This window comes from Paracoccus sp. MBLB3053, from assembly GCF_031822435.1.
Taxonomy (GTDB): Bacteria; Pseudomonadota; Alphaproteobacteria; order Rhodobacterales; family Rhodobacteraceae; genus Paracoccus; species Paracoccus aurantius.
In genome coordinates this window covers 1,847,425-1,867,793 of sequence record NZ_JAVQLW010000001.1, presented here as the reverse complement: position 1 = coordinate 1,867,793, position 20,369 = coordinate 1,847,425, and the positions used below count along the sequence as shown (strand labels likewise).

The 20,369-nt window shown below is 63.7% G+C and carries 22 protein-coding genes; 12 read left to right on the top strand and 10 right to left on the bottom strand.

Annotated elements, in window-relative coordinates; all coding sequences use genetic code 11:
- Window positions 1-69: 69 nt before the first annotated feature.
- From RGQ15_RS09340 to RGQ15_RS09325, 4 genes are read right to left on the bottom strand one after another with little or no spacing between them, the layout of a single operon-like run.
- Complete coding sequence (locus tag RGQ15_RS09340; protein WP_311159936.1) at window positions 70-912, bottom strand: ATP-binding protein; 843 nt, start codon at window positions 910-912, stop codon at window positions 70-72.
- Entirely contained in the window at window positions 902-1,747 is an 846-nt protein-coding gene (gene tatC / locus RGQ15_RS09335) for a twin-arginine translocase subunit TatC (protein WP_311159935.1), read from the bottom strand. The genes RGQ15_RS09340 and tatC overlap by 11 nt, the downstream gene beginning before the upstream one ends.
- A complete protein-coding gene (gene tatB, locus RGQ15_RS09330) occupies window positions 1,748-2,239 on the bottom strand; it encodes a Sec-independent protein translocase protein TatB (RefSeq protein ID WP_311159934.1) in 492 nt (163 codons plus the stop codon).
- Window positions 2,240-2,257: 18 nt separating this feature from the next.
- On the bottom strand, window positions 2,258-2,548 hold the full coding sequence (locus tag RGQ15_RS09325; RefSeq protein ID WP_311159933.1) for a twin-arginine translocase TatA/TatE family subunit: 291 nt from the start codon (window positions 2,546-2,548) through the stop codon (window positions 2,258-2,260).
- 175 nt (window positions 2,549-2,723) lie between these two features.
- Between RGQ15_RS09325 and RGQ15_RS09320 the strand changes: the two genes are divergently transcribed.
- Together RGQ15_RS09320 and RGQ15_RS09315 are read left to right on the top strand one after the other, a co-directional pair.
- On the top strand, window positions 2,724-3,350 hold the full coding sequence (locus tag RGQ15_RS09320) for a MarC family protein (RefSeq protein WP_311161070.1): 627 nt from the start codon (window positions 2,724-2,726) through the stop codon (window positions 3,348-3,350).
- Entirely contained in the window at window positions 3,350-3,925 is a 576-nt protein-coding gene (locus RGQ15_RS09315; protein WP_311159932.1) for a retropepsin-like aspartic protease family protein, read from the top strand. Before RGQ15_RS09320 ends, RGQ15_RS09315 begins: the two co-directional genes overlap by 1 nt.
- Window positions 3,926-3,931: 6 nt before the next feature.
- Here the strand turns inward: RGQ15_RS09315 and RGQ15_RS09310 are convergent, their stop codons facing one another.
- Window positions 3,932-4,381, bottom strand: a complete 450-nt coding sequence (locus tag RGQ15_RS09310; protein WP_311159931.1) for a DNA polymerase III subunit chi — start codon at window positions 4,379-4,381, stop codon at window positions 3,932-3,934.
- On the bottom strand, window positions 4,381-5,916 hold the full coding sequence (locus tag RGQ15_RS09305) for a leucyl aminopeptidase (RefSeq protein ID WP_311159930.1): 1,536 nt from the start codon (window positions 5,914-5,916) through the stop codon (window positions 4,381-4,383). Before RGQ15_RS09305 ends, RGQ15_RS09310 begins: the two co-directional genes overlap by 1 nt.
- A 130-nt stretch (window positions 5,917-6,046) precedes the next feature.
- Between RGQ15_RS09305 and lptF the strand changes: the two genes are divergently transcribed.
- From lptF to rsmA, 6 genes are all read left to right on the top strand, one after another.
- Window positions 6,047-7,198 (top strand): LPS export ABC transporter permease LptF, encoded by a 1,152-nt coding sequence (gene lptF / locus RGQ15_RS09300; RefSeq protein WP_311159929.1) that lies wholly within the window; start codon window positions 6,047-6,049, stop codon window positions 7,196-7,198.
- Window positions 7,195-8,316, top strand: a complete 1,122-nt coding sequence (lptG, locus tag RGQ15_RS09295; RefSeq protein ID WP_311159928.1) for an LPS export ABC transporter permease LptG — start codon at window positions 7,195-7,197, stop codon at window positions 8,314-8,316. Before lptF ends, lptG begins: the two co-directional genes overlap by 4 nt.
- Window positions 8,316-10,718: an LPS-assembly protein LptD gene (locus RGQ15_RS09290; RefSeq protein WP_311159927.1), complete on the top strand. Its 2,403-nt coding sequence runs from the start codon at window positions 8,316-8,318 to the stop codon at window positions 10,716-10,718. Before lptG ends, RGQ15_RS09290 begins: the two co-directional genes overlap by 1 nt.
- A gap of 31 nt (window positions 10,719-10,749) precedes the next feature.
- Entirely contained in the window at window positions 10,750-12,036 is a 1,287-nt protein-coding gene (locus tag RGQ15_RS09285) for a peptidylprolyl isomerase (protein WP_311159926.1), read from the top strand.
- Between the two features lie 96 nt (window positions 12,037-12,132).
- On the top strand, window positions 12,133-13,101 hold the full coding sequence (gene pdxA, locus RGQ15_RS09280; protein ID WP_311159925.1) for a 4-hydroxythreonine-4-phosphate dehydrogenase PdxA: 969 nt from the start codon (window positions 12,133-12,135) through the stop codon (window positions 13,099-13,101).
- Window positions 13,098-13,946, top strand: coding sequence for a 16S rRNA (adenine(1518)-N(6)/adenine(1519)-N(6))-dimethyltransferase RsmA (gene rsmA / locus RGQ15_RS09275; protein ID WP_311159924.1), 849 nt, complete (start codon window positions 13,098-13,100; stop codon window positions 13,944-13,946). Before pdxA ends, rsmA begins: the two co-directional genes overlap by 4 nt.
- Before the next feature lie 16 nt (window positions 13,947-13,962).
- On the opposite strand, the gene RGQ15_RS09270 is transcribed toward rsmA, so the two are convergent.
- The 4 genes from RGQ15_RS09270 to RGQ15_RS09255 form a co-directional block, all read right to left on the bottom strand.
- On the bottom strand, window positions 13,963-14,823 hold the full coding sequence (locus RGQ15_RS09270) for a DUF4167 domain-containing protein (RefSeq protein WP_311159923.1): 861 nt from the start codon (window positions 14,821-14,823) through the stop codon (window positions 13,963-13,965).
- A 228-nt stretch (window positions 14,824-15,051) separates the two neighbouring features.
- Window positions 15,052-15,915 (bottom strand): peptide chain release factor N(5)-glutamine methyltransferase, encoded by an 864-nt coding sequence (prmC, locus tag RGQ15_RS09265; RefSeq protein ID WP_311159922.1) that lies wholly within the window; start codon window positions 15,913-15,915, stop codon window positions 15,052-15,054.
- Window positions 15,912-16,967: a peptide chain release factor 1 gene (gene prfA / locus RGQ15_RS09260; RefSeq protein ID WP_311159921.1), complete on the bottom strand. Its 1,056-nt coding sequence runs from the start codon at window positions 16,965-16,967 to the stop codon at window positions 15,912-15,914. Before prfA ends, prmC begins: the two co-directional genes overlap by 4 nt.
- 114 nt (window positions 16,968-17,081) lie before the next feature.
- Window positions 17,082-17,663 (bottom strand): YceI family protein, encoded by a 582-nt coding sequence (locus RGQ15_RS09255; protein WP_311159920.1) that lies wholly within the window; start codon window positions 17,661-17,663, stop codon window positions 17,082-17,084.
- Window positions 17,664-17,967: 304 nt separating this feature from the next.
- Here RGQ15_RS09255 and rpsF point away from each other — a divergent pair, with 304 nt between their 5' ends.
- From rpsF to RGQ15_RS09235, 4 genes are all read left to right on the top strand, one after another.
- Entirely contained in the window at window positions 17,968-18,366 is a 399-nt protein-coding gene (rpsF, locus tag RGQ15_RS09250) for a 30S ribosomal protein S6 (RefSeq protein ID WP_311159919.1), read from the top strand.
- A 17-nt stretch (window positions 18,367-18,383) separates the two neighbouring features.
- Entirely contained in the window at window positions 18,384-18,611 is a 228-nt protein-coding gene (gene rpsR, locus RGQ15_RS09245) for a 30S ribosomal protein S18 (protein ID WP_011747229.1), read from the top strand.
- Window positions 18,612-18,623: 12 nt separating this feature from the next.
- The gene (gene rplI, locus RGQ15_RS09240) at window positions 18,624-19,208 is read left to right on the top strand and encodes a 50S ribosomal protein L9 (RefSeq protein WP_311159918.1); all 585 of its coding nucleotides are present in this window, start codon (window positions 18,624-18,626) and stop codon (window positions 19,206-19,208) included.
- Window positions 19,209-19,368: 160 nt separating this feature from the next.
- On the top strand, window positions 19,369-20,223 hold the full coding sequence (locus RGQ15_RS09235; protein WP_311159917.1) for a hypothetical protein: 855 nt from the start codon (window positions 19,369-19,371) through the stop codon (window positions 20,221-20,223).
- Window positions 20,224-20,369: the final 146 nt, after the last annotated feature.

Sequence of the window (20,369 nt, the reverse complement as noted above, 5' to 3'; positions counted from 1 at the left end):
TGGCCGTCGAGAAGACGATGCCGTCTCCCCGAAAACCGATCACCGATCTTGGCCCTCACGGGCGAATGATCAGACGGAAATCCCTTGCCGGCCGGCGAGATCTGTAAAGAACTGCCAGGCGACGCGGCCCGAACGCGAACCCCGGGTCGCCTGCCATTCGATCGCCTCGGCGCGAAGTTGCTCGTCCGATACGTCGACGCCATATGCATCACAATATCCGCGCACCATGGCGAGATATTCGTCCTGTGAGCAGGGATGAAAGCCAAGCCAAAGCCCGAAACGGTCCGAAAGCGACACCTTCTCTTCGACCGCCTCACCCGGATGAATCGCGGTCGAGCGTTCATTGTCGATCATGTCGCGCGGCATCAGGTGACGTCGGTTGGATGTCGCGTAAAGGATGACATTTTCCGGCCTGCCCGCGATCCCGCCATCCAGCACGGCCTTCAGCGACTTATACTGCGTATCGTCATGGCTGAACGAAAGATCGTCCGAGAAAAGCACGAAGCGCCTGTCACTGGCCTGCCCAAGAATGCCAAGCAGACGACCGACCGAGCCAAGATCCTCGCGCGCGATCTCGACGAGGACAAGCGGCAGGCCCTGACGGACCGCCTCGGCGTGAACCGCCTTGACGAGCGAGGATTTCCCCATCCCGCGCGATCCCCATAGCAGCGCATTGTTCGCGGCATAGCCGCGCGCGAATTGCAGCGTATTCGCAAGCAGCGTGTCGCGCGAACGGTCGATACCGATAAGCTGAACCAGATCGACCCGATTGACCTCGGCCACCGGCTCGAGCCGATCTGGATCGGGCTGCCAGACATAGGCAGTGGCTTCGGAAAAGCTGGGTGCGGGCGCGGGCGGAGGCGCCATGCGCTCAAGCGCCTCGGCGATCCGTACCAGAAGATTACTCGACATCGGCTTCCTGTTCCTCGAGCGCGCGTTTCTTCTCGATACGGCGAACGAGCTGGATCGAAATTTCGTAAAGCCCGTAGATCACGGTGAACAGCACGACCTGGCTGACCACATCGGGCGGAGTCACGACGGCCGCCATGACGAGAATGACCAGAACCGCGTAGCGCCGCATGCTGGCCAGCCCCTCGGACGAGACAAGACCGGCCTTGCCCATCAGCGTCAGCGCTACCGGCAACTGGAATGAGATGCCGAAGGCCAGGATGAACTTGGTCGTCAGCGACAGGTACTCACTGACCGAGCCTTGGAACACGATCCCGGCCAGCGCATTATCCGCCTGCACCGTATTCGGATCATCGGGCAGCGCCATCGGACCCTGCTGGAAGCCGAGGAAGAAGTCGTAAGCCATCGGCAGGATAATGTAATAGGCGAAGGACGCGCCGATCAGGAACATGACGGGCGAAGCGACCAGAAACGGCAGGAAGGCCGCCTTTTCGCTGCGATAGAGGCCCGGTGCCACAAATCGCCAAAGCTGGTAGGCGATGATCGGAAAGGCGAGAACAAAGCCGCCAAGGAACGAAATCTGGATCGCGACGAAGAAACCTTCCTGCAATTTCAGCAGGATCAGCCCGCATTCCTGCCCGCGGGTTTCCAGCGCATGGCAGATTGGACGCGTCAGGAAATTGTAGATCGGGTTCCAGACCGCATAGCAAAGAACCATGGCCACGACAAAGGCCAGAACGGACCAGATCAGCCGGGTACGCAATTCGGCCAGATGCTCGATCAGCGGGGCCGAACTGTCATCGATTTCGTCGGGGCGCTTGGCGGAATTGGCGGACAATCAAAGGTCTTTCGTATCGGATCGGCGCACCGCATGCAGTCGGCGCTGGCCGGATTCAGGTTCTGCGGCCGGTGTTGTCGCCGCGGCAATGCCGGGGGCTGGCGGTGCACCCGCAGGTGGCGCGGCATCAGCTTCCGCCGTCGCAGTCTTTTCCGTTGCCGGCTGGGCCGGATCGGGAACAGCCTGGCCATCGCGGGGCGGAAGCTTGGGCTCCCATTTCTCGAACCGGTCGGCCGCCCGTTCAAGCGCGTCCAGTCCCAGGGCCTTTTTCGAAGTCAGGGATTTCACGTCGCGCAAGGCGTTCCCGGCCTCGTCAAGGCCAGTATCCTTGGCGGCATCCTCCATGGCGCTGGTGAATTCCCGCGCCATGGCCCGTGCCCGGGCGGTAATCCGACCCAGGGTATGGAACAGCTGCGGCAGGTCCTTTGGCCCGATGACGATCAGCGCCACGACTCCGATCAGCAGCAGCTCGCTCCAGCCGATATCCAGCATGTGCCGTGCCTGTCCCGCTTACGAGCGATCGCCGTCGCGCGGCGTCACGTCGCGCAGCGCTTCATCGGCGCGAGTGCGGGCGTCGACGGCGTCTTGGCTCGGCGTGTTCGAGATCGGACGAACCTCGGCCGAGTTCTTCTGCTCGGTCTCGCGCTCGATCTCTTCGCCGCCTTCCTTGACACCTTTCTTGAACGCGGTGATGCCCTTGCCGACCTCACCCATCAGCGAGGACACTTTCCCGCGTCCAAAAAGCACCAGCACCACCACGGCGATAAGAAGAAGGCCAGGAAGGCCGATGTTTTGCAGCATAGCTTAACTCCCTTGTCGGTTGGACCGACTTTGATCTGGCCATGTCTACCCCCCGCCGCGAAGCATTGCAAAGCACAAACGCGCATGTGATCGGATGATGACGGCGCCGCCTCAAGCCGTGGCAGAAACGGTCACGGCATTTCCCGAACCTTCGAGCCGTGATATGTCCGGCTTCATGGACAGCACCCAGATCATCAGCGCATTTGTCACGCTTTTCGTGGTCATCGACCCCGTCGGGCTGGTGCCTCTTTTCATTGCACTGACACGAGGCATGACCCCGGAAAGGCAGCGCCGAATCGGATGGCGCGCGCTGGCCATTGCAGCAGTGCTGATGACCCTGTTCGGGCTCGCGGGGGAGGCCATACTGGCGGGCATCGGTATCTCGCTGCCCGCCTTCCGCATCGCCGGGGGGCTCTTGCTGTTTCTTACCGCGCTCGACATGCTCTTCGAGCGCCGGACCGAGCGGCGCGAGGGCCAGACCAAGGATGACCCCGCCCGCGATGACCATGACGATCCTTCCGTATTCCCGCTGGCCACGCCCCTCCTCGCCGGGCCCGGGGCGCTGGCGACGATGATCCTGCTGGTGAACCAGAACGAAAGCGCGGCGCATACGGCGATGATCCACATGGTCATGCTGGTCGTGCTGGCAATCGTTGCCATCCTTTTCGCCCTGGCCGGACCGATCGCTCGACTTCTGGGTCGCACCGGAACCATGGTGGTGACACGGCTTTTCGGGATGCTTCTGGCCGCGCTTTCGATCCAGTTCGTGATCGACGGGCTGAAAGGGTCGGGATTGGTCTGATGGGAGACGAATTCGGCCGCATGGCCTATCTGGTGCTGCTGCTGATTGCCATCGGAGGGTTCCTGCTGGTCGAATTGCGCACAAGGCCGGGGCGAACGCTGCGCCTCGCTGCCGCATGGGCGATGATCTTTCTTGGGGCCATCGCCATTGCCGGGATGTGGGGCGAGATCCGCAGCACGATCTTTCCCCAGGCGCGGATCATCGGAAATGATCGCATCGAAGTTCCCATGAGCGACGATGGTCATTTTCACCTGACCGCATCGGTGAACGGTACGCCGATCCGCTTTATTGTCGATACGGGCGCCTCGACAATCGCACTGTCGGAAAACGACGCACGAAAAGTCGGCATAGACCCGAACAGGCTGGGTTATGTGGGCCAGGCCCGCACGGCGAACGGCGTGATCGAGACCGCGACGGTCACGCTGGATACGGTTTCGATAGGTGATATCAGCGATGAGCATGTCGTGGCGCTTGTCCTGCGCTCGAACCTCGACCTGTCGCTGATGGGCATGTCCTACCTGTCACGCTTCGCCCGCGTCAGCATCGAGGACAATCTCCTCGTGCTCGAACGCTAGGACATTTCAGAGCTTTCTTTCCCAGCGCCCGTCCGCTTCCGACCAGTATTCCATCTCGACGCCGTCGGCTTTCAGCTCACGCCACTGGTTTCTGGCGCGATCCAGCTCGCCGGGGTCGTTGCCGTCAAAGACGACGCAGACGCGCTCAAGCTGCTGGCATTCGGTTCCGCTGACGGCGGCGCCGTCCAGTGCGATGAGGCAAAGCGGCGCATTTTGCGCCGCCTGCCCTTCGACCGTCAGCAGCACCGGCTGACGGACATCATGCGCGCCCCCTGCCAGGCCGTGGGGCAAGAACCCCTCATCCTGCCAGAGGGTCTCGTCCAGCGCGACCTGCCGCGCGCGGTCCCTGCCCCGCAGCTCGACCCGCCAACCCGCATGCAGGCTTTTGCCCAGCAAGACGGGCAAAAGCTGTAAGGGCCCCGAGCGGGTCAGATGGTAGAACAGGGCCGACCCCATCAGGCCTTCGCCTCGTAGTGATCGCGGACCAGCCGGTTGAGCGTCATGACTCCCCAGCCACTTGCACCCTTCGGCGCGAGGTCGGTCGCCGCGGGCGGCAATGCGACGCCGGCGATGTCCAGATGGATCCACGGCACGTCCTTCGATACGAAGCGCTGAAGGAATTGCGCCGCCGTGATCGAGCCGGCCGGTCGGCCCCCGGTATTCTTGATATCGGCCAGCCGGGAATTGATCAGCTCGTCATAGGCTGGCGAAAGCGGCAGGCGCCACGCCCCCTCGCCCTCGGCGCCAGCTGCGGCCAACAATTGCCGCGCGAAGGCGTCATCATTCGAGAAAACACCAGCATTCTCATGCCCAAGCGCGATGATGACGGCACCGGTCAGCGTGGCCAGGTCGATCATGGCTGCGGGCTTGAAGCGTTCCTGCGCGTACCACAGCACATCTGCCAGCACGAGCCGACCTTCGGCATCGGTGTTGATGACCTCGATCGTGTCGCCCTTCATCGAGCGGACGATATCGCCTGGCCGCTGCGCCTTGCCGTCGGGCATGTTCTCGACGAGCCCGACAAGACCCACGACATTGGCCTTGGCACGGCGCAGGGCAAGCGTGCGCATCACGCCCGCAACGACACCCGCGCCGCCCATGTCCATCGTCATTTCCTCCATGCCACCTGACGGCTTGATGGAAATGCCGCCGGTATCGAAGACGACACCCTTGCCGATCAGCGCCAGCGGCGCTTCCTCGCCGCCACCATTCCAGCGCATCACCACGACCTTCGACGGGCTTTCCGAGCCCTGCCCCACACCCAGAAGCGCGCGCATGCCGAGCTTTGCCAGCTCGTCCTCGTCCAGAACCTCGATCTCCAGACCCAGTTCGCGCATCGCCAGAAGGCGATCCGCGAAATCGGTCGTCGTCAGCACATTCGCAGGCTCGCTCACGAGATCACGGGTGAAGAACACACCTTCGGCGACGGCGGCACCGTCGGCGGCGGCGCGGGCCAGCTTTTCAGGGTCGGCATGGATGAAGACGACGTTGCGCTGCGCGGCCTCGCCCGTCCCGTTGGCGTCTTCAGCCGCTGCCGGCGTTCCATCGGATGCGGCAGCTTCAGCGTCGCTGTCGCTTTTTTTGGTCTTGTAGGCCGAGAAATCATAGGCGCGCAAAGCAAGCCCCAAGGCGACTTCGGCAGCCATCGGGTGATCACCGGCCAGCACGGTGGTCTGCGTCTTGCCAAGCTTCGCGCCGATGCTCGCTCCGGCCTTGCGTGCCGTTGCGACATCGGTCCGGCGCGGCAGGGCGACCAGTTGAATGGCATCGGCCTGCAGGCCCGCAGGGAAGCCCAGTTCCAGTGACTTGCCCGGCTTGAGCGCCTTCCACGCATCCGAGGCCAATGCCCGCGCGACCGCCGCACGCGCGGGGCGCGGCAGCGAAGAGGGAACGCGCGCGTTCGGCGCCACCAGGACGGCAATGCGCCCCTTGCGCGAAACAAGGTCCTGGTTCTCTACTGACGTGAAAGAGATTTCTACCGGATGGGTCATCAACCAGCTCCTAGAAGTGATGAATCTGAGCGGAAACTAGTCACCCCGCAACCTCTTGACCAGTGCCGGGACTTCCGCAATCGGCAGACAGGGGTTAAGCAAAGCCCAATCACTCCTTGTGAAAGCGCCCATGCCCCGGATTGACCGCTACATCCTGTCGCAGCTTATGACCCTGTTCGGGTTCTTTGCGTTGGTGCTTGTGTCGGTCTACTGGATCAACCGGGCGGTGTCGCTGTTCGAGCAGCTGATATCGGACGGCCAGACAGCTTTGGTCGTGCTGGAGTTCACTGCCCTGACCCTGCCCCTGGTGATTTCGGTCGTGCTGCCGATCGCGGCATTCACCGCCTCGGCCTACGGCACGAACCGGCTTTCTTCGGAATCGGAACTGATCGCCATGCAGGCGGCAGGAATGTCCCCCTGGCGACTGGCGCGGCCTGTCCTGACCTTTGGCGTGCTGGTCGGGCTGATGGTCGCGCTGCTGGTTCATGCCGTCGTGCCGATGGCGCGGGGGCGGCTGAACGACCGGCAGGCGCAGATCGCGCAGAATGTGACCGCCCAGTTCCTGCGCGCGGGGGCTTTCCAGTATCCGGTCAAGGGCGTCACGCTTTACATCCGCGATATCGCTGCGGATGGCCGGCTCGAGGATTTCTTTCTCGAGGACGCTCGTGATCCCAACAACCAGGTGACCTATACGGCGACCGAAGCCTTGGTGATCAAGACGGAAAACGGGCCGCGCCTCGTGCTCTTGCGCGGCATGGTGCAGAATTTGCGCATTCACGACGGGAACCGCTCGGGACCGGCCCAGCTTTCCGTGACGCGCTTTGATGAACTCGCCTACGATCTCGGATCGCTCACCGGGTCCGGCGAGGCGCGCAAGCGCGACCTGCGCGCCTATCCGACGGGGCGCCTGCTTTCACCCGATGCCGAACTGCTTGACGCGACCGGCTCGACCGTCGATCGCGCGCAGGCCGAGGCGCATGAGCGGCTGAGCAAGCCCTTGCAGGCCCCGGTCGCCGCGATGCTTGGCTTTGCCATGCTTCTTCTGGGTGGCTTCAGCCGTTTCGGGGTCTGGCGGCAGGTGATCTGGGCGGTACTTGCACTGATCCTCGTGCAGTTCCTTGGGACGGCGGTGCAGAATCAGGTGGCCCAGAATGCCTCGCGATGGCCGTTGATGTACCTGCCCTCGGCCGTGGGTGGGTTGATCTGCGTGTTGATCCTCTGGCTCGCCGCCAAGCCACGGCGACCTCTCCAGCGCAAGCCCGCAAGCGGGGCCACGACATGATCTTGTCTTCCTATGTCGCCCGCAGGTTCCTTCGCACCTTCCTGATGGTCGCGGCCATTTTTGCGGCCATCCTCTTCCTGATCGACATCGTCGAACAGATCCGCCGGTTTTCCGAACAGGAGATCGGTCTGAGCGGCGCGGCGGGGCTGTCGATCCTGAACATCACCGGCAGCTTCTACTCGATCATGCCGCTGATCACGGTGCTTGCCGGGATCGCGTTGTTCCTCAACCTGTCGCGCAGTTCGGAACTGGTCGCGATCCGGGCATCGGGACGGTCGGGCATCCGTGTTCTTGCTGCCCCGGCCGTGGCCGCCGCGCTGACCGGCATTCTGGCGGTGGCGATCCTGAACCCGATGGTTGCCGCCACCTCCAAGCGATATGACGACGCGGTCGCCCGCATCCGCAGCGATGGTGGCCAGACCGTCAGCCTCAGCGAAAGCGGCGTGTGGCTGCGCCAGGCCCTGCGGTCGAATTCACCCGACGGCAGCGAGACCACCGGCCAGATGGTGATCCGCGCCACTCGCGCAAGCCCGGACGCGACGACGCTTTATGATGCCACCTTCATGGTATTCGCCCCCGACCAGGGGCCGAGCCGCCGGATCGAGGCGGCGCAGGCGCGGCTTGGTTCCGGGGCCTGGCAGCTATCCGAGGTGAAGGAATGGCCGCTGACCGATCCGAACCCCGAGGCGACGGCACGCCGCATCCCGCAGATGGAACTACCGACCGATCTGACTGCCGCCCGCATCCGGGACAGCTTCGGCCGACCCGAGGCGATTCCGATCTGGCAGTTGCCGCAGTTCATCCGCGGCATAGAGCGCGCCGGATTTTCGGCACAAAGGCACAAGGTCTGGTTCCAGATGGAGCTTGCCCTGCCGCTTCTGATGGCGGCCATGGTATCCATCGCGGCTGTGTTCACCATGCGCCACATGCGGGGCCGCAAGATGGGCATGCTTGTCCTCGCGGGATTTGGCAGCGGAATTGGTCTGTTCTTCCTGCGCAATCTCGCGCAAGTGCTGGGTGATAATGGCGACATACCCCCGATCCTTGCGGGTTGGGCGCCACCTGTTGTTGCGCTGCTATTCGCTCTCGGCGCACTCTTGCGTCTGGAGGATGGCTGATGGCAAGGCCCAGGAAAACACCCGCCCGCCCGGCGATCAGCACGCGACGCGCTGCATGGCTGCTTGCGGCCTGTGCGGCCCTGCCCGCACAGATGGCGCAAGCCCAGACCCTGGCTCCCGACGGGCAGACCCTGCCCGCCTATGGTCAGGATGACGGCTTCCTTGGCCGCTCGGACGAAGGTCCGGCGCTCGCGCCTACTGAAACGCCTGACGGAACGCACCGCTATGCCGATGGAACCGAGGCCTCCCAGGCCCCGTCGGTGGCCCGAAGCAGGACAACGGTCAGCATTTCACCCGCCCCGGAAGGCACCCGCACAAGCAGCCCCGCCACCGTGCTCGCGGATGTCGTCACGCTGGGAACGGATCAGACGCTGACCGCTTCGGGCGGTGTCGTGATCTGGCATCAAGGGGTGCGCCTGGTCGCATCGCGCGTGATCTATGACGGCAAGACGGGCGGCGCGGTGATCGAGGGGCCCATCCACCTGAGCCAGCCCGCGCTGCGCGGCACCGAAAACGAAACGATCATCATCGCGGATTCGGCCCAGCTTGACTCCAACCTGCAGGACGGGATCATTCGTGGCGCGCGCCTTGTGCTGGCACGCGAGTTGCAGCTCGCCTCAGGGCAATTGCGACGCGAACAGCAAGGCCGCATCACCACCATGGACAATGTCGTGGCATCAAGCTGCCAGGTCTGCGCCTCGGACCCGATCCCGCTCTGGGAAATCCGCGCCCGCAGGATCACGCATGATGCGCAGACCCGGTTGCTGCATTTCGATCAGCCGCAGTTCCGAGCCTATGGCGTTCCCTTGCTGAGCCTGCCGTCCCTGACCGCGCCCGATCCGACGGTCGAGCGCCGGACCGGCCTTCTGCGCCCCCAGTTCCGCACCACGTCGAGCCTGGGTGTCGGCATCAAGCTGCCCTATTTCGTAACGCTCGGGGATCACGCCGACATCACGCTGACCCCCTACCTTGCTGCCAGCAGGACATCGACGCTCGAGATGCGCTATCGGCAGGCCTTTTCGAATGGCGGGCTGGAGCTGAACGGCGCAATCAGCCGCGATGATATCGATCCGGGCGTGACCCGAGGCTATCTGTTCGGTGCGGCGCGTTTCGAACTGCCGCGGGGCTATCAATTGGGCGTACAGGTCCAGATGGCCAAGGATCGCGCCTATCTGCTTGATTACGACATCACCGATGCCGATCGGCTATGGAGCGGCGTGACCCTCGACCGGGTTCGGCGCGACCGCATGCTGACCGCACGCATTGGAAACTACGAATCCCTGCGCGACGATGAGCCAGCCGATACCACGCCCTCGCTGGTTGCCGATGCATTATGGCAGCGCCGCTGGCAGCCCGGGCTGATCGGCGGGATGGCGGGGATGGAATGGTCGCTTCATGCCCATCGCCGCTCGTCGAACGAAGACATCGTCGGACGCGACATGGCGCGCGGCTCGGTCGCGATGAACTGGCGGCGCACCGAGATCCTGCCCGCGGGTTTCGTCGGCGCGGTCGAGACGACGGTCGATGCCGATATCTACCGCATCAATCAAGACAGCCGGTATGACGACTGGATCATTCGTGCAAACCCGGCGGTTGCCACCGAATTGCGCTGGCCGCTCGCCCGACATTCCGGCGGCGTGACCCATATTGTCGAGCCCGTCGTGCAGCTTGTCTGGTCGCCAGAAACAAGCGATGACGATGAGGTCCCGAACGAAGACAGCACGCTCGTCGAATTCGACGAAGGCAATCTTTTCTCACTGGACCGCTTTCCCGGATGGGATACGCGCGAATCCGGTTTCCGGGCCAATCTCGGAATCGGCTGGACACGCATCGATCCGGCAGGTTGGCAGATCGGCGTGACCGCCGGCCGCGTGCTTCGCGAAAGTCCAGACCCGGCTTTCGATGGCACCGGACCTTTGGGCGGGGTGGATTCGGACTGGTTGCTCTCCACCAGCTATTCGGCCAGCAACGGCCTTGCCCTGGTCAACCGGGCCCTGTTCGACGACAGTTTTTCGCTTAGCCGAAATGAAACGCGCCTGGGCTGGCTCAAGCCCGGATTGCAGGTTTCGGCCGGCTATCTCTGGATGGATTCCGATGAACGCGAAGACCGCCCTGTCGACGTCTCCGAACTGACTGCGACGGCGGGTTGGCAGATCCGGGATGGCTGGTGGGCCAGTGCCGAGACACGCTATGATTTCCAGGCGGACCGCGCTCAGAAAGCCGAACTGGGGCTGGAATACCGCAACGAATGCCTCACCGTCGAAATGTCCATCGAACGGCGCTTCACCGATTCGGACAGCCTCAGCGAGGATACGAGTTTCGATCTGGGTGTCAGGCTGGCCGGTTTCGGAAAGCAGCGTTCCGGTCCGGGAACGGTGGCGCGCCGGGCCTGCCTGCGATAAGGTCCGTGCAAACGATGCGGCGAGGGAACTGATGCGGCAAATTCTTCTGGGGGCGGCGATGGCCGCATTGCTGACCGGGACGGGAATCGTGCCGGACCTGGTTGCCCATCCGGCCATGGCCCAATCGGCCGGCAACCCGTTCCAGCCAGTGGCCTATGTCAACGATTCGGCCGTGACCCGCTACGAGGTGGATCAGCGCGTCCGCTTCATGCAGATCCTGCGGGCGCCGAATGCCGATCGCGAAAGCGCCGAAAAGGCCCTTATCGACGATCGTCTTCGCAACTTTGCCGCCAAGCAGGCGGGGATCACCGTCGACGACGAGCAGATCCAGGTAGGCATCGAGGAATTCGCCAGCCGAGGCGGTCTCGGGGTCGATGAATTCGTGAGACTTCTGGGCCAGAACGGCGTCGACCGGCAGACGGTCGAGGATTTCATCGTCTCGGGCATACTTTGGCGCGAATATGTGCGCGCCCGGGTCTCTCCGCTGGTTCGCGTCGGCGATGCCGAGGTCGAGCAGCAGATGAAGAATATCATCGAAACGCCCGAAATCACTCATGTCGCAATGTCCGAGCTGATTATTCCCGCGCCTGAAGGGCAAGAGGCGCAGGCGCGTGAACTGGCCGATCGCATCGTGCAGCAATCAACCAGCGAAGCGCAATTCGCGGCCTTCGCGCGGCAGTATTCGGCGACCCCGTCAGGCGAAAACGGCGGCCGGCTGCCCATGATGCCGCTGGCGAACCTTCCACCCAGCCTTCGCCCGATCGTCCAGAACATGCAGCCTGGACAGGTCAGCCAGCCGCTCGAGGTTCAGGGCGCGATCGTTCTGTTCTTCCTGCGCGAAACCCGAGGCACCCTGCGCCCCGGCGCGACCGAGCAGGTGCTTGACTATCTCAAGCTGCGCGTCGCCTCGGCAGAGGAGGCAGCCCGTATCGCCGCCCTGGCGACCACCTGCGAAGATCTATACGTCCAGGCGCGCAACCTGCCCGCAGAGCAACTTCAGCACCAGACGCTGACACAGGGACAGATCCCCAGCGGCGAGGCCGTGAGGCTGGCTGTGCTTGACGACAATGAATCGACGATCATCAATTACGGTGGCGCGGTCGAGCTTCTGATGCTGTGCAAGCGCAGCCCTGCGCTGCTGGCCAACGAACCCGAAGCCCCCGTTGCGACCAGTCCGGGAGAAGAGCCGACCGCATCCGGCGACGCACTGCCTCAACGGGAAGATGTCCGGAACCAGATCTATAACCGCAAGGTTTCCGAAGCGGCCGAAAGCCAGCTGGCCGAGTTGCGCGCGAACGCGGTCATCCGCTACCCCTGAACCGTGGCTTGACCTGACGGAACGAGATGAGCCGCCGGTCGTCGAACCGGCGGCGAAGTCATTGACACCATTTTGGCAAACTGGACGAAGATCAAGATGAGCCTCCGCCGCCCCATTCTTTTGACCTGCGGCGAACCTGCCGGCATCGGACCCGAACTTGCGCCAAAGGCGCGAGCTTCGGGCGTGCCCTTCGTGTTCATGGGCGATCCCCGCCACCTGCCGGAAGGCACGCCCTGGGCCGAGATCACAACGCTTTCCGACCCATTGCCCGATGATGCGCTGGCAGTGTTGCGCCATGATTTTCCGGCCCCGGCCATACCCGGCCAGCCCGATCCGGCCAATGCGGCGGCCGTCATCGAGGTGATCGCGCGCGCCGTCCGGCTCGCCATGTCGGGCGAGGCCAGTGGCATCTGCACGCTGCCGATCAACAAGGAGGCGCTGAAGCGCGGCGCGGGCTTTGCCTTTCCGGGCCATACCGAATTCCTCGCCCATCTCGCGGGAGACGTGCCAGTGGTGATGATGCTGGCATCGACCACTGTCGATCCCCCATGCCGCGTCGTTCCCGTCACCATCCACATTCCGCTGAGCGAGGTGCCCCGCTCGTTGACGCCGCAAGCGATGGACCAGGCCGTCCGCATTACCGATGCCGCGATGCGCCGCGATTTCGGACTGGCCTCTCCTCGCCTCGCGGTTGCCGGGATCAACCCGCATGCAGGCGAGAATGGCGTGATGGGACATGAGGAAACCGACTGGATCGGTCCGCTGCTCGCAGGTTTGCGGGACGAGGGCTTCGATCTTTCCGGCCCCCTGCCGGCCGACACGATGTTCCATGCCCCCGCGCGATCACGCTATGATGCGGCGATCTGCGCCTATCACGACCAGGCGCTGATCCCGATCAAGACGCTGGATTTCGCTGGTGGCGTGAACGTGACCCTTGGCCTGCCTTTCGTGCGCACCTCGCCCGATCACGGCACGGCATTCGATATTGCAGGCAAGGGCGTGGCGGACGCGGACAGTGTCATTGCCGCCCTGCGCATGGCCCATGACATGGCGGAGAGAAGATGAGCGCGATCGACGGATTGCCCCCCCTGCGCGAGGTGATCGCGCGCCACGACCTGCAGGCCAAGAAGCAGCTTGGGCAGAACTTCCTTTTGGACCTGAACCTGACCGCCAAGATCGCGCGGGCGGCGGGCGACCTGACCGGCTGCGACGTGATCGAGGTCGGACCCGGCCCCGGCGGATTGACCCGCGGCTTGCTGGCCGAAGGGGCGCGCCTTGTACTCGCGATCGAGAAGGACGCTCGCGCGATGGCCGCACTGGCCGAAATCTCGGATTTCTATCCGGGGCGTCTGAACGTGATCAATGGCGACGCGCTGGAAATCGATCCCTTGGCGCATCTGACGCCGCCGATCCGGATCGTCGCGAATCTGCCCTATAATGTCGGCACGGAACTGCTGGTCCGCTGGCTGACGCCGAAGGAATGGCCGCCCTTCTGGCAGTCGCTGACGCTGATGTTCCAGAAGGAAGTGGCCGAGCGGATCGTGGCGAAACCCGGGGGCAAGGCTTACGGGCGGCTGGCGGTGCTGGCGCAATGGCGCTCGGACGCGAAAATCGTGATGACACTGCCGCCCGAGGCCTTCGTGCCCGCGCCCAAGATTCATTCGGCGGTGGTGCATCTGACCGCCCTGCCCGAGCCGCGCTATCCGGCCGATCCCGCCGTGCTGAACCGTGTTGTCGCGGCAGGATTCAACCAGCGCCGCAAGATGCTGCGCGCCTCGCTCAAGGGTTTGCACCCGGCGATGGAGGATCTTCTGCTGGAGGCGGGAATTGCGCCCACGGCGCGGGCCGAGGAAATCGGCCTTGAACAGTTCTGCGCGCTGGCGCGGGGTCTGGCAGCCGCGCCGCGCTGAACCGGTCGGCCCGGGCTTATTCGCCCGAGGCCTTTTCGGTAGCAGGAGCAGCTTCTGCATCGGCCGACGGCTTGCGGCGCGACCGCGTGCTGGTGCCCGAGGTGCTGCGAGTGCGACGACGCGGCGCGGCGGCCGGCGCTTCTTCTGCAGTAGCGGGCGTCTCGGCCTCAGGCGTCTCGGCTGTCGCCTCGGCTGCAGATTCGGCGGTCGGTTGTTCGACGGCCTTCTGCTTGCTCGGCTTTGCCTTGACCGGGGCTTCATCCTGCTCCTGAACCGGCGCTTTCACGGGTTCCGGGGCAGGCGAGGTCTCGGGGGTGTCGACAGGCCCTGCGAGTTCTTCGGACGAAATCGCAGGAGGCAATCCCTTTTCCTCGGCTTCGCTGCGCTGAGCGGCAGGCTGGCGATCGTCACGACGATCATCACGACGGTCGTCGCGGCGATCATCCCGGCGATTGTCGCGACGGTAGTCATCCCGCCGGTTGTCGCCGCGATCGTCATTGCGGTCGGCGCGGTGGCTTTGGCCATTGTGATGGCCGTTGCCGTTCTGAGGCTGCCCGCTGTCGCCCTGCCCGGCATCTTCGCGATCTTCATCGCGCGAAGCGCCGTTCTGGTGCTGCTGGCGTTCGGCCTGCTCGCGCTGCGCTTCGCCCAGCATCCGAGTGTAATGCTCGGCGTGCTGCAGGAAGCTCTGCTCGGCAACGCGATCGTTGGAAAGTTGAGCGTCGCGCGCAAGCGTCAGATATTTTTCGATGATCTGCTGCGGCGTACCGCGTACCTTGCCCTCGGGACCCGAGGAATCGAAGACGCGGTTCACGACATTCCCCAGCGAGCGCTGGCGGTTCGACTTGTTACGCGAACGGGATTTGGATGATCTCATCAGCTTGTTGTCAATTCGTGGTCCGGCCCTGGCCGGCACAGGTTAGGGTCATATCTTGCAGCGGGTGCCAGTTCAGGAGCGGCCCGGGGCCCGGATTCCTGCGTCATCAGTTTGAGGCTGAGTTACTGACCCGTGCGTGGGCGGCAACGCCCCCGTCACATCTGTCACTAAGCATCCCACAACGGCGCTGACAAGCAGAAATTTGGCCTTTCTCTGGCTTTTCGGCAATTAGGCGCTCCGAGATGCAGGTTTGCGCCCCCAGACGACCCGGTCGCGTCCGTCAAGATCCTGACGAACAGTCACCTCGACAAGTCCTGCCGCACGCATCAGTTCTGCAACCGCTTCGCCTTGGCTTGGTCCGATTTCGACCATCAGCCTGCCAGAGGGGGTAAGATGAGCCGGCGCCCCGGCGCAGAGTGCCCGGTAGGCTGTCAGCCCATCGCCGTCATCGGTCAGCGCCATGCGCGGCTCCCAATCGCGCACTTCGGGCGCAAGTTTGGGCATTTCGTTCAAAGCGATATAGGGCGGGTTCGAGACGATCAGGTCGAATTTCCGTGAAACCGACGAGAACCAGTCTGAAACCGCGAACTCAGCCTTCACCCCGATGATCTGGGCATTGCCCCTTGCAACATCAAGGGCTGCTGCGGACAGATCGACCCCCATGCCGCGGGCCTGTGGACGCTCGGCCAGCAGCGATATCAGGATCGCGCCGGTGCCGAGTCCCAGATCGAGCACGGAATCAAAGTGCTCGGTCAGGGCCAGTTCGACCAGCAGCTCGGTTTCGGGACGCGGATCAAGCGTGTCGGGCGTCACGCGGAAATCATGCTTCCAGAATGCCCGTCTTCCGGTGATCTGGCTGACCGGCTGGCGCGCCGCGCGTGCCGCGATCATGGGCTCGTAGATCGCTTCCAGACCTGTCGGAACAGCCGCGGCAAGATGCTCGCGCAGGGCATGGCGTGGAACGGGGCGATCCAGGCTTTGGCTTAGCGCGTGCAGGAACAGGACCTGTGCATCGCCTGCTGGGGCGTCGATTCCGGCCGCGCGCAAACGTTCCTCGGCTTCGGCACAAAGCTGCCGCCCGGTCACGCTCATCCCAGTTCGGCAGCCAGACGCGCCGCCTGATCATGCGCGATCAAGGCATCGGTGATTTCCGCCAGATCCCCGCCGATGATGCGGTCGAGCGCGTAAAGCGTCAGCCCGATGCGATGATCGGTCATGCGGCCTTGCGGGAAATTATAGGTGCGGATGCGTTCCGAACGATCTCCCGAACCGACCTGGCTGCGGCGGTCGGCGGCACGTTCGGCATCAGCGCGCATGCGTTCCATATCATAAAGCCGCGCGCGCAGAACGGCCATGGCATTGGCGCGGTTCTGGTGCTGAGATTTTTCGCTGCTGGTCACGACGATACCGGTCGGCAGGTGCGTGATGCGCACCGCCGAGTCTGTCGTGTTGACGTGCTGTCCGCCCGCCCCGCTTGCCCGCATGGTGTCGATGCGGATGTCGTTGGCAGGAATGTCGATATCGACATCCTCGGCCTCGGGCAGCACGGCCACGGTCGCGGCGCTGGTATGGATGCGCCCTCCGGATTCCGTCTCGGGGACGCGCTGAACGCGGTGCACGCCGGATTCGTATTTCAGCCGGGCAAAGACCCCCTCGCCCTCGATCCGGGCGACGGCCTCGCGTACGCCACCAAGCTCGGATTCGGACAGCTCGAGCAGTTGGAAATTCCAGCCACGCGATTCGGCAAAGCGTCGATACATGTTCAGGAGATCACCTGCGAACAAGGCGGCCTCATCACCCCCGGTTCCGGGCCGGATCTCGAGAATCGCTGGCCTCGCATCGGCGGCATCCTTGGGCAAAAGCGCAATGCGCAGTTGATGCTCAAGCGCGGGCAATTCACCGCGAAGGCGCGCCAGTTCGTCCTCGGCCAGCTCGCGCATCTCGGGATCGGCCAGCATTGCCTGCGCTTCGCGAATGCCATCGTCGGCGGCGCGCCACTCGGCGATCTGGGCGACGACCGGCTTCAGGTCGGCGTATTCACGGCTGATCCGCGCGATCTCGTCGGCGGATGGGCCGGCATTGAGCTTTGCCTCGAGAAACTCGAAGCGCTGAACAATCTGGGAAAGTCTGTCCTGGGGCAGCATGTCGCGGAGTTATCCCGTGTAACCGGCTGCCGCAAGCCGCATAGGGCGCACGCGGCCCAGTTATCTGAGCGACGGGATGGCCCCGCGAGAGGCCATTCCATGTTCGAAGCCGAATTACTCGGCCTTGATCGCTTCGACAGTGATGGCGATCGCAACATCGTCCGAAACTGCAGGGGCGAACTTGCCCATATTGAAATCCGAACGTTTCAGCACGGTTTCGGCGTCAAACCCGGCAGCTTCCTTGCCGGTCATCGGGTGCGCCGCAATCTGGTTCAGGTCGACATCAAGCACCACCGGCTTGGTTACCCCGTTCACGGTGAAATCGCCGGTCACCTTGGCTTCCTTGTCGCCATTCGGCTCGACCTTCGTCGATTTGAAGGTGGCGACAGCTTCGCCCCGATCGGCGTTGAAGAAATCTGCACCGAAGATGTGCTGGTCAAGGTCGGGCGAGACGGTATGCAGACCCGAAAGCGGAATCGTCGCCTCGACGGTCGAGTTCTCGGGGTTCTCGGCGTCAAGCTGCAGCGTGCCGGTCACGCCATTGATGATGCCGGTGCTGGTCGAAAAGCCCATATGGCTGTACTCAAAGACGACCTGGCTGTGCGATGGGTCGAAGTCATAGACGACCGGCTCGGCCAGAGCGGCACCAGCGGAAAGCAGCGAAAAAGCGATGACCGGGGAGACGAAGGATTTCATGCGGGACTCCTGATTGAACTTGTCGCGATTGGTATTTGGCTAGGAAATGTGTCAATCGCAACAAAGGTTTCCACACAACGGCCTGACAATTTTGTGTTGGCACGCGGCGTCGAAACAGTTTCGCCGACCCGGCGACTTTGCCGCCGTTTCTTGTCTCGCGGGCCGGTTTTGCCTTGCAATCCCCCGGCTCCCCGCTATAAGGCCGCATCCTTCCGCATCAGCGAAACCGGCGCAGCCTCTCGTGGCGGGGCGCGGAGGGTGATGTTCCGCCGTTGAAATGCGCCCTGAAACAAAGGTAGCAGTCATGCCGCTTTACGAGCATGTGCTGATCGCCCGCCAAGACCTGTCGAACACGCAGGCCGAAGGGCTGATCGAACATTTCTCGACCGTTCTTGCCGATAACGGTGGCAAGGTCGTCGAAAACGAATACTGGGGTGTCCGCACCCTCGCCTACAAGATCAACAAGAACCGCAAGGGCCACTATGCCTTCCTGCGTTCGGACGCCCCTTCGGCGGCCGTTCAGGAAATGGAACGCCTTGCCCGCCTGCATGACGATGTCATGCGCGTGCTGACCGTCCGCGTCGACGAGCACAAGGAAGGCCCGTCGGTCCAGATGCAGAAGCGCGAAGAGCGCGGCGAGCGTGGTGATCGTGGCGACCGTGGCGAACGCCGCGAGCGTCGTGACCGCGACGACCGGAACTAAGGGAAGGAACCAGAACAATGGCAAACAAACCCTTCTTCCGCCGCCGGAAAGTCTGCCCTTTCTCGGGCGACAACGCTCCTGCGATCGACTACAAGGACACGCGTCTTCTGCAGCGTTACATCTCGGAACGCGGCAAGATCGTGCCCTCGCGCATCACCGCCGTCTCGGCGAAGAAGCAGCGTGAACTGGCCCGCGCCATCAAGCGCGCCCGCTTCCTCGCCCTGCTGCCCTACGCCGTGAAGTAAGGAGAGACGACAATGCAAGTCATCCTGCTGGAACGTGTGGCCAAGCTTGGTCAGATGGGCGAAGTCGTCAAAGTCAAAGACGGCTTTGCACGCAACTTCCTTTTGCCGCAAGGCAAGGCGCTGCGCGCCTCGGACGCCAACATCAAGGCATTCGAAGCCCAGAAAGCTGAACTGGCTGTCCGCAACGACGAGAGCCGTGCAGAAGCGCAAGCCGCTGCCGAGAAACTCGACGGTCAGACCTTCGTCGTGATCCGCTCGGCTTCGGACGCCGGTGCGCTTTACGGTTCGGTCACCCCGCGTGACGCCGCCGACGTCGCCAATGCCGAAGGCTTCTCGGTCGAACGTCGTCAGGTCGTCCTGACCGCGCCGATCAAGTATCTGGGCCTGCACGAAGTTCGCGTGCACCTGCACCCGGAAGTGGACGCCACCATCACGCTGAACGTTGCCCGTTCGACCGAAGAAGCTCTGCTTCAGGCCTCGGGCAAGTCGATCCAGGAACTGGCCGCGGAAGAAGACGCCGCTGCCGATTTCGAGATCGCCGAACTGTTCGACGATATCGGCTCGGCCGGCCGCGACGAAGACGAAGCTGCGAACTGATCGCAGCCTTCTTCGCTGTAAACCAGGAAAGACGCGCCGCAAACCGGCGCGTTTTTTCATGCCTTGGCCTATCCGTGACCCGGCACGTCGCGCATGGCGGAACATTCCACCGGCTCTGGTGTTGAGCTTGCGACAGCGAGAATCGCAAGAGGATCAGGCAATGAGCAGCCACCAGCAGCCCTTCGACGACCCTGAACGCGGCGAAGCGAACCTTACCGATGCCGATGTGACCAGTGAGACCCGCTTTGGTCCGCGCCCGGTTCCCAAGGGGCATCGCCCTGCCCGCGATCGTCTGGAATCGCGCCGCATTCCGCCGCATGGGGAGGTTTCGCCCGACGGAAGTCGCGCCTATCCCCGACCCTCTCGACTGGCGAAATGGATGGTCTTGGGCGGTACCGGCATCGCCGCTGCGGCGTTGACGGCCGGCACGGTGCTGGCTGCGCGGCAATTGTCGGACATGCTTGGCGGCGACGGTCGGGCCAAGCGCCGCCCGCAATGGCCTTATCGGCCCGATGATGCCCCCACTCCGCGGATGCATCTGTCCGAGCCGGCCGAGCCTGAACCCACGTCGCAAAAGAGCACATCCCGGCCGGGACGCAAACGGCCCCGCGCCAGCCTGATGGATGAAATCGAGGCGAATACCGCGACCCTGACCCACAGCGTCGACAATGTCATGCGCACGGTCACCTCGGCGGTCGCCGGCTTTCGCGCAGTGGCAGCCCAGTCCAGCGAGATCGTGCGTGAATTCGGTGATGCCGCGGATTTGGTGCGCGACATTCTCGAGCGGAATTCATCCTCCGGGAAATCGCGGAGTAGAACACGCGCGCAGGGCTTCCGACCGGGCCATGACGGCCCAAAGCGACCGTTCCACCCCGCGCCGAAAGACCCGCTTGCGGGCGATCATCCTTCCGCACCTCCCCCGGACCTGCGCGATGACCCGCTAGTCCATGACCCCGCCGAAGGTCCCGAAGATGGTGGCCCCTCGGACCACGACCCGCGCAGACACCGGCTTTAGGGGGCAAGATCGGTCTGGAGATGGGAGCAGGCGGGCGCCCGGCTAAACAACTCGGCCTCGACGAGATCCATACCAAGGGCAACCCCCCGTTCTTGCCCTGGGGCGGGGCGGCTGCCTCCCTCGCATCGGATCTGAGCCGGGAAGGC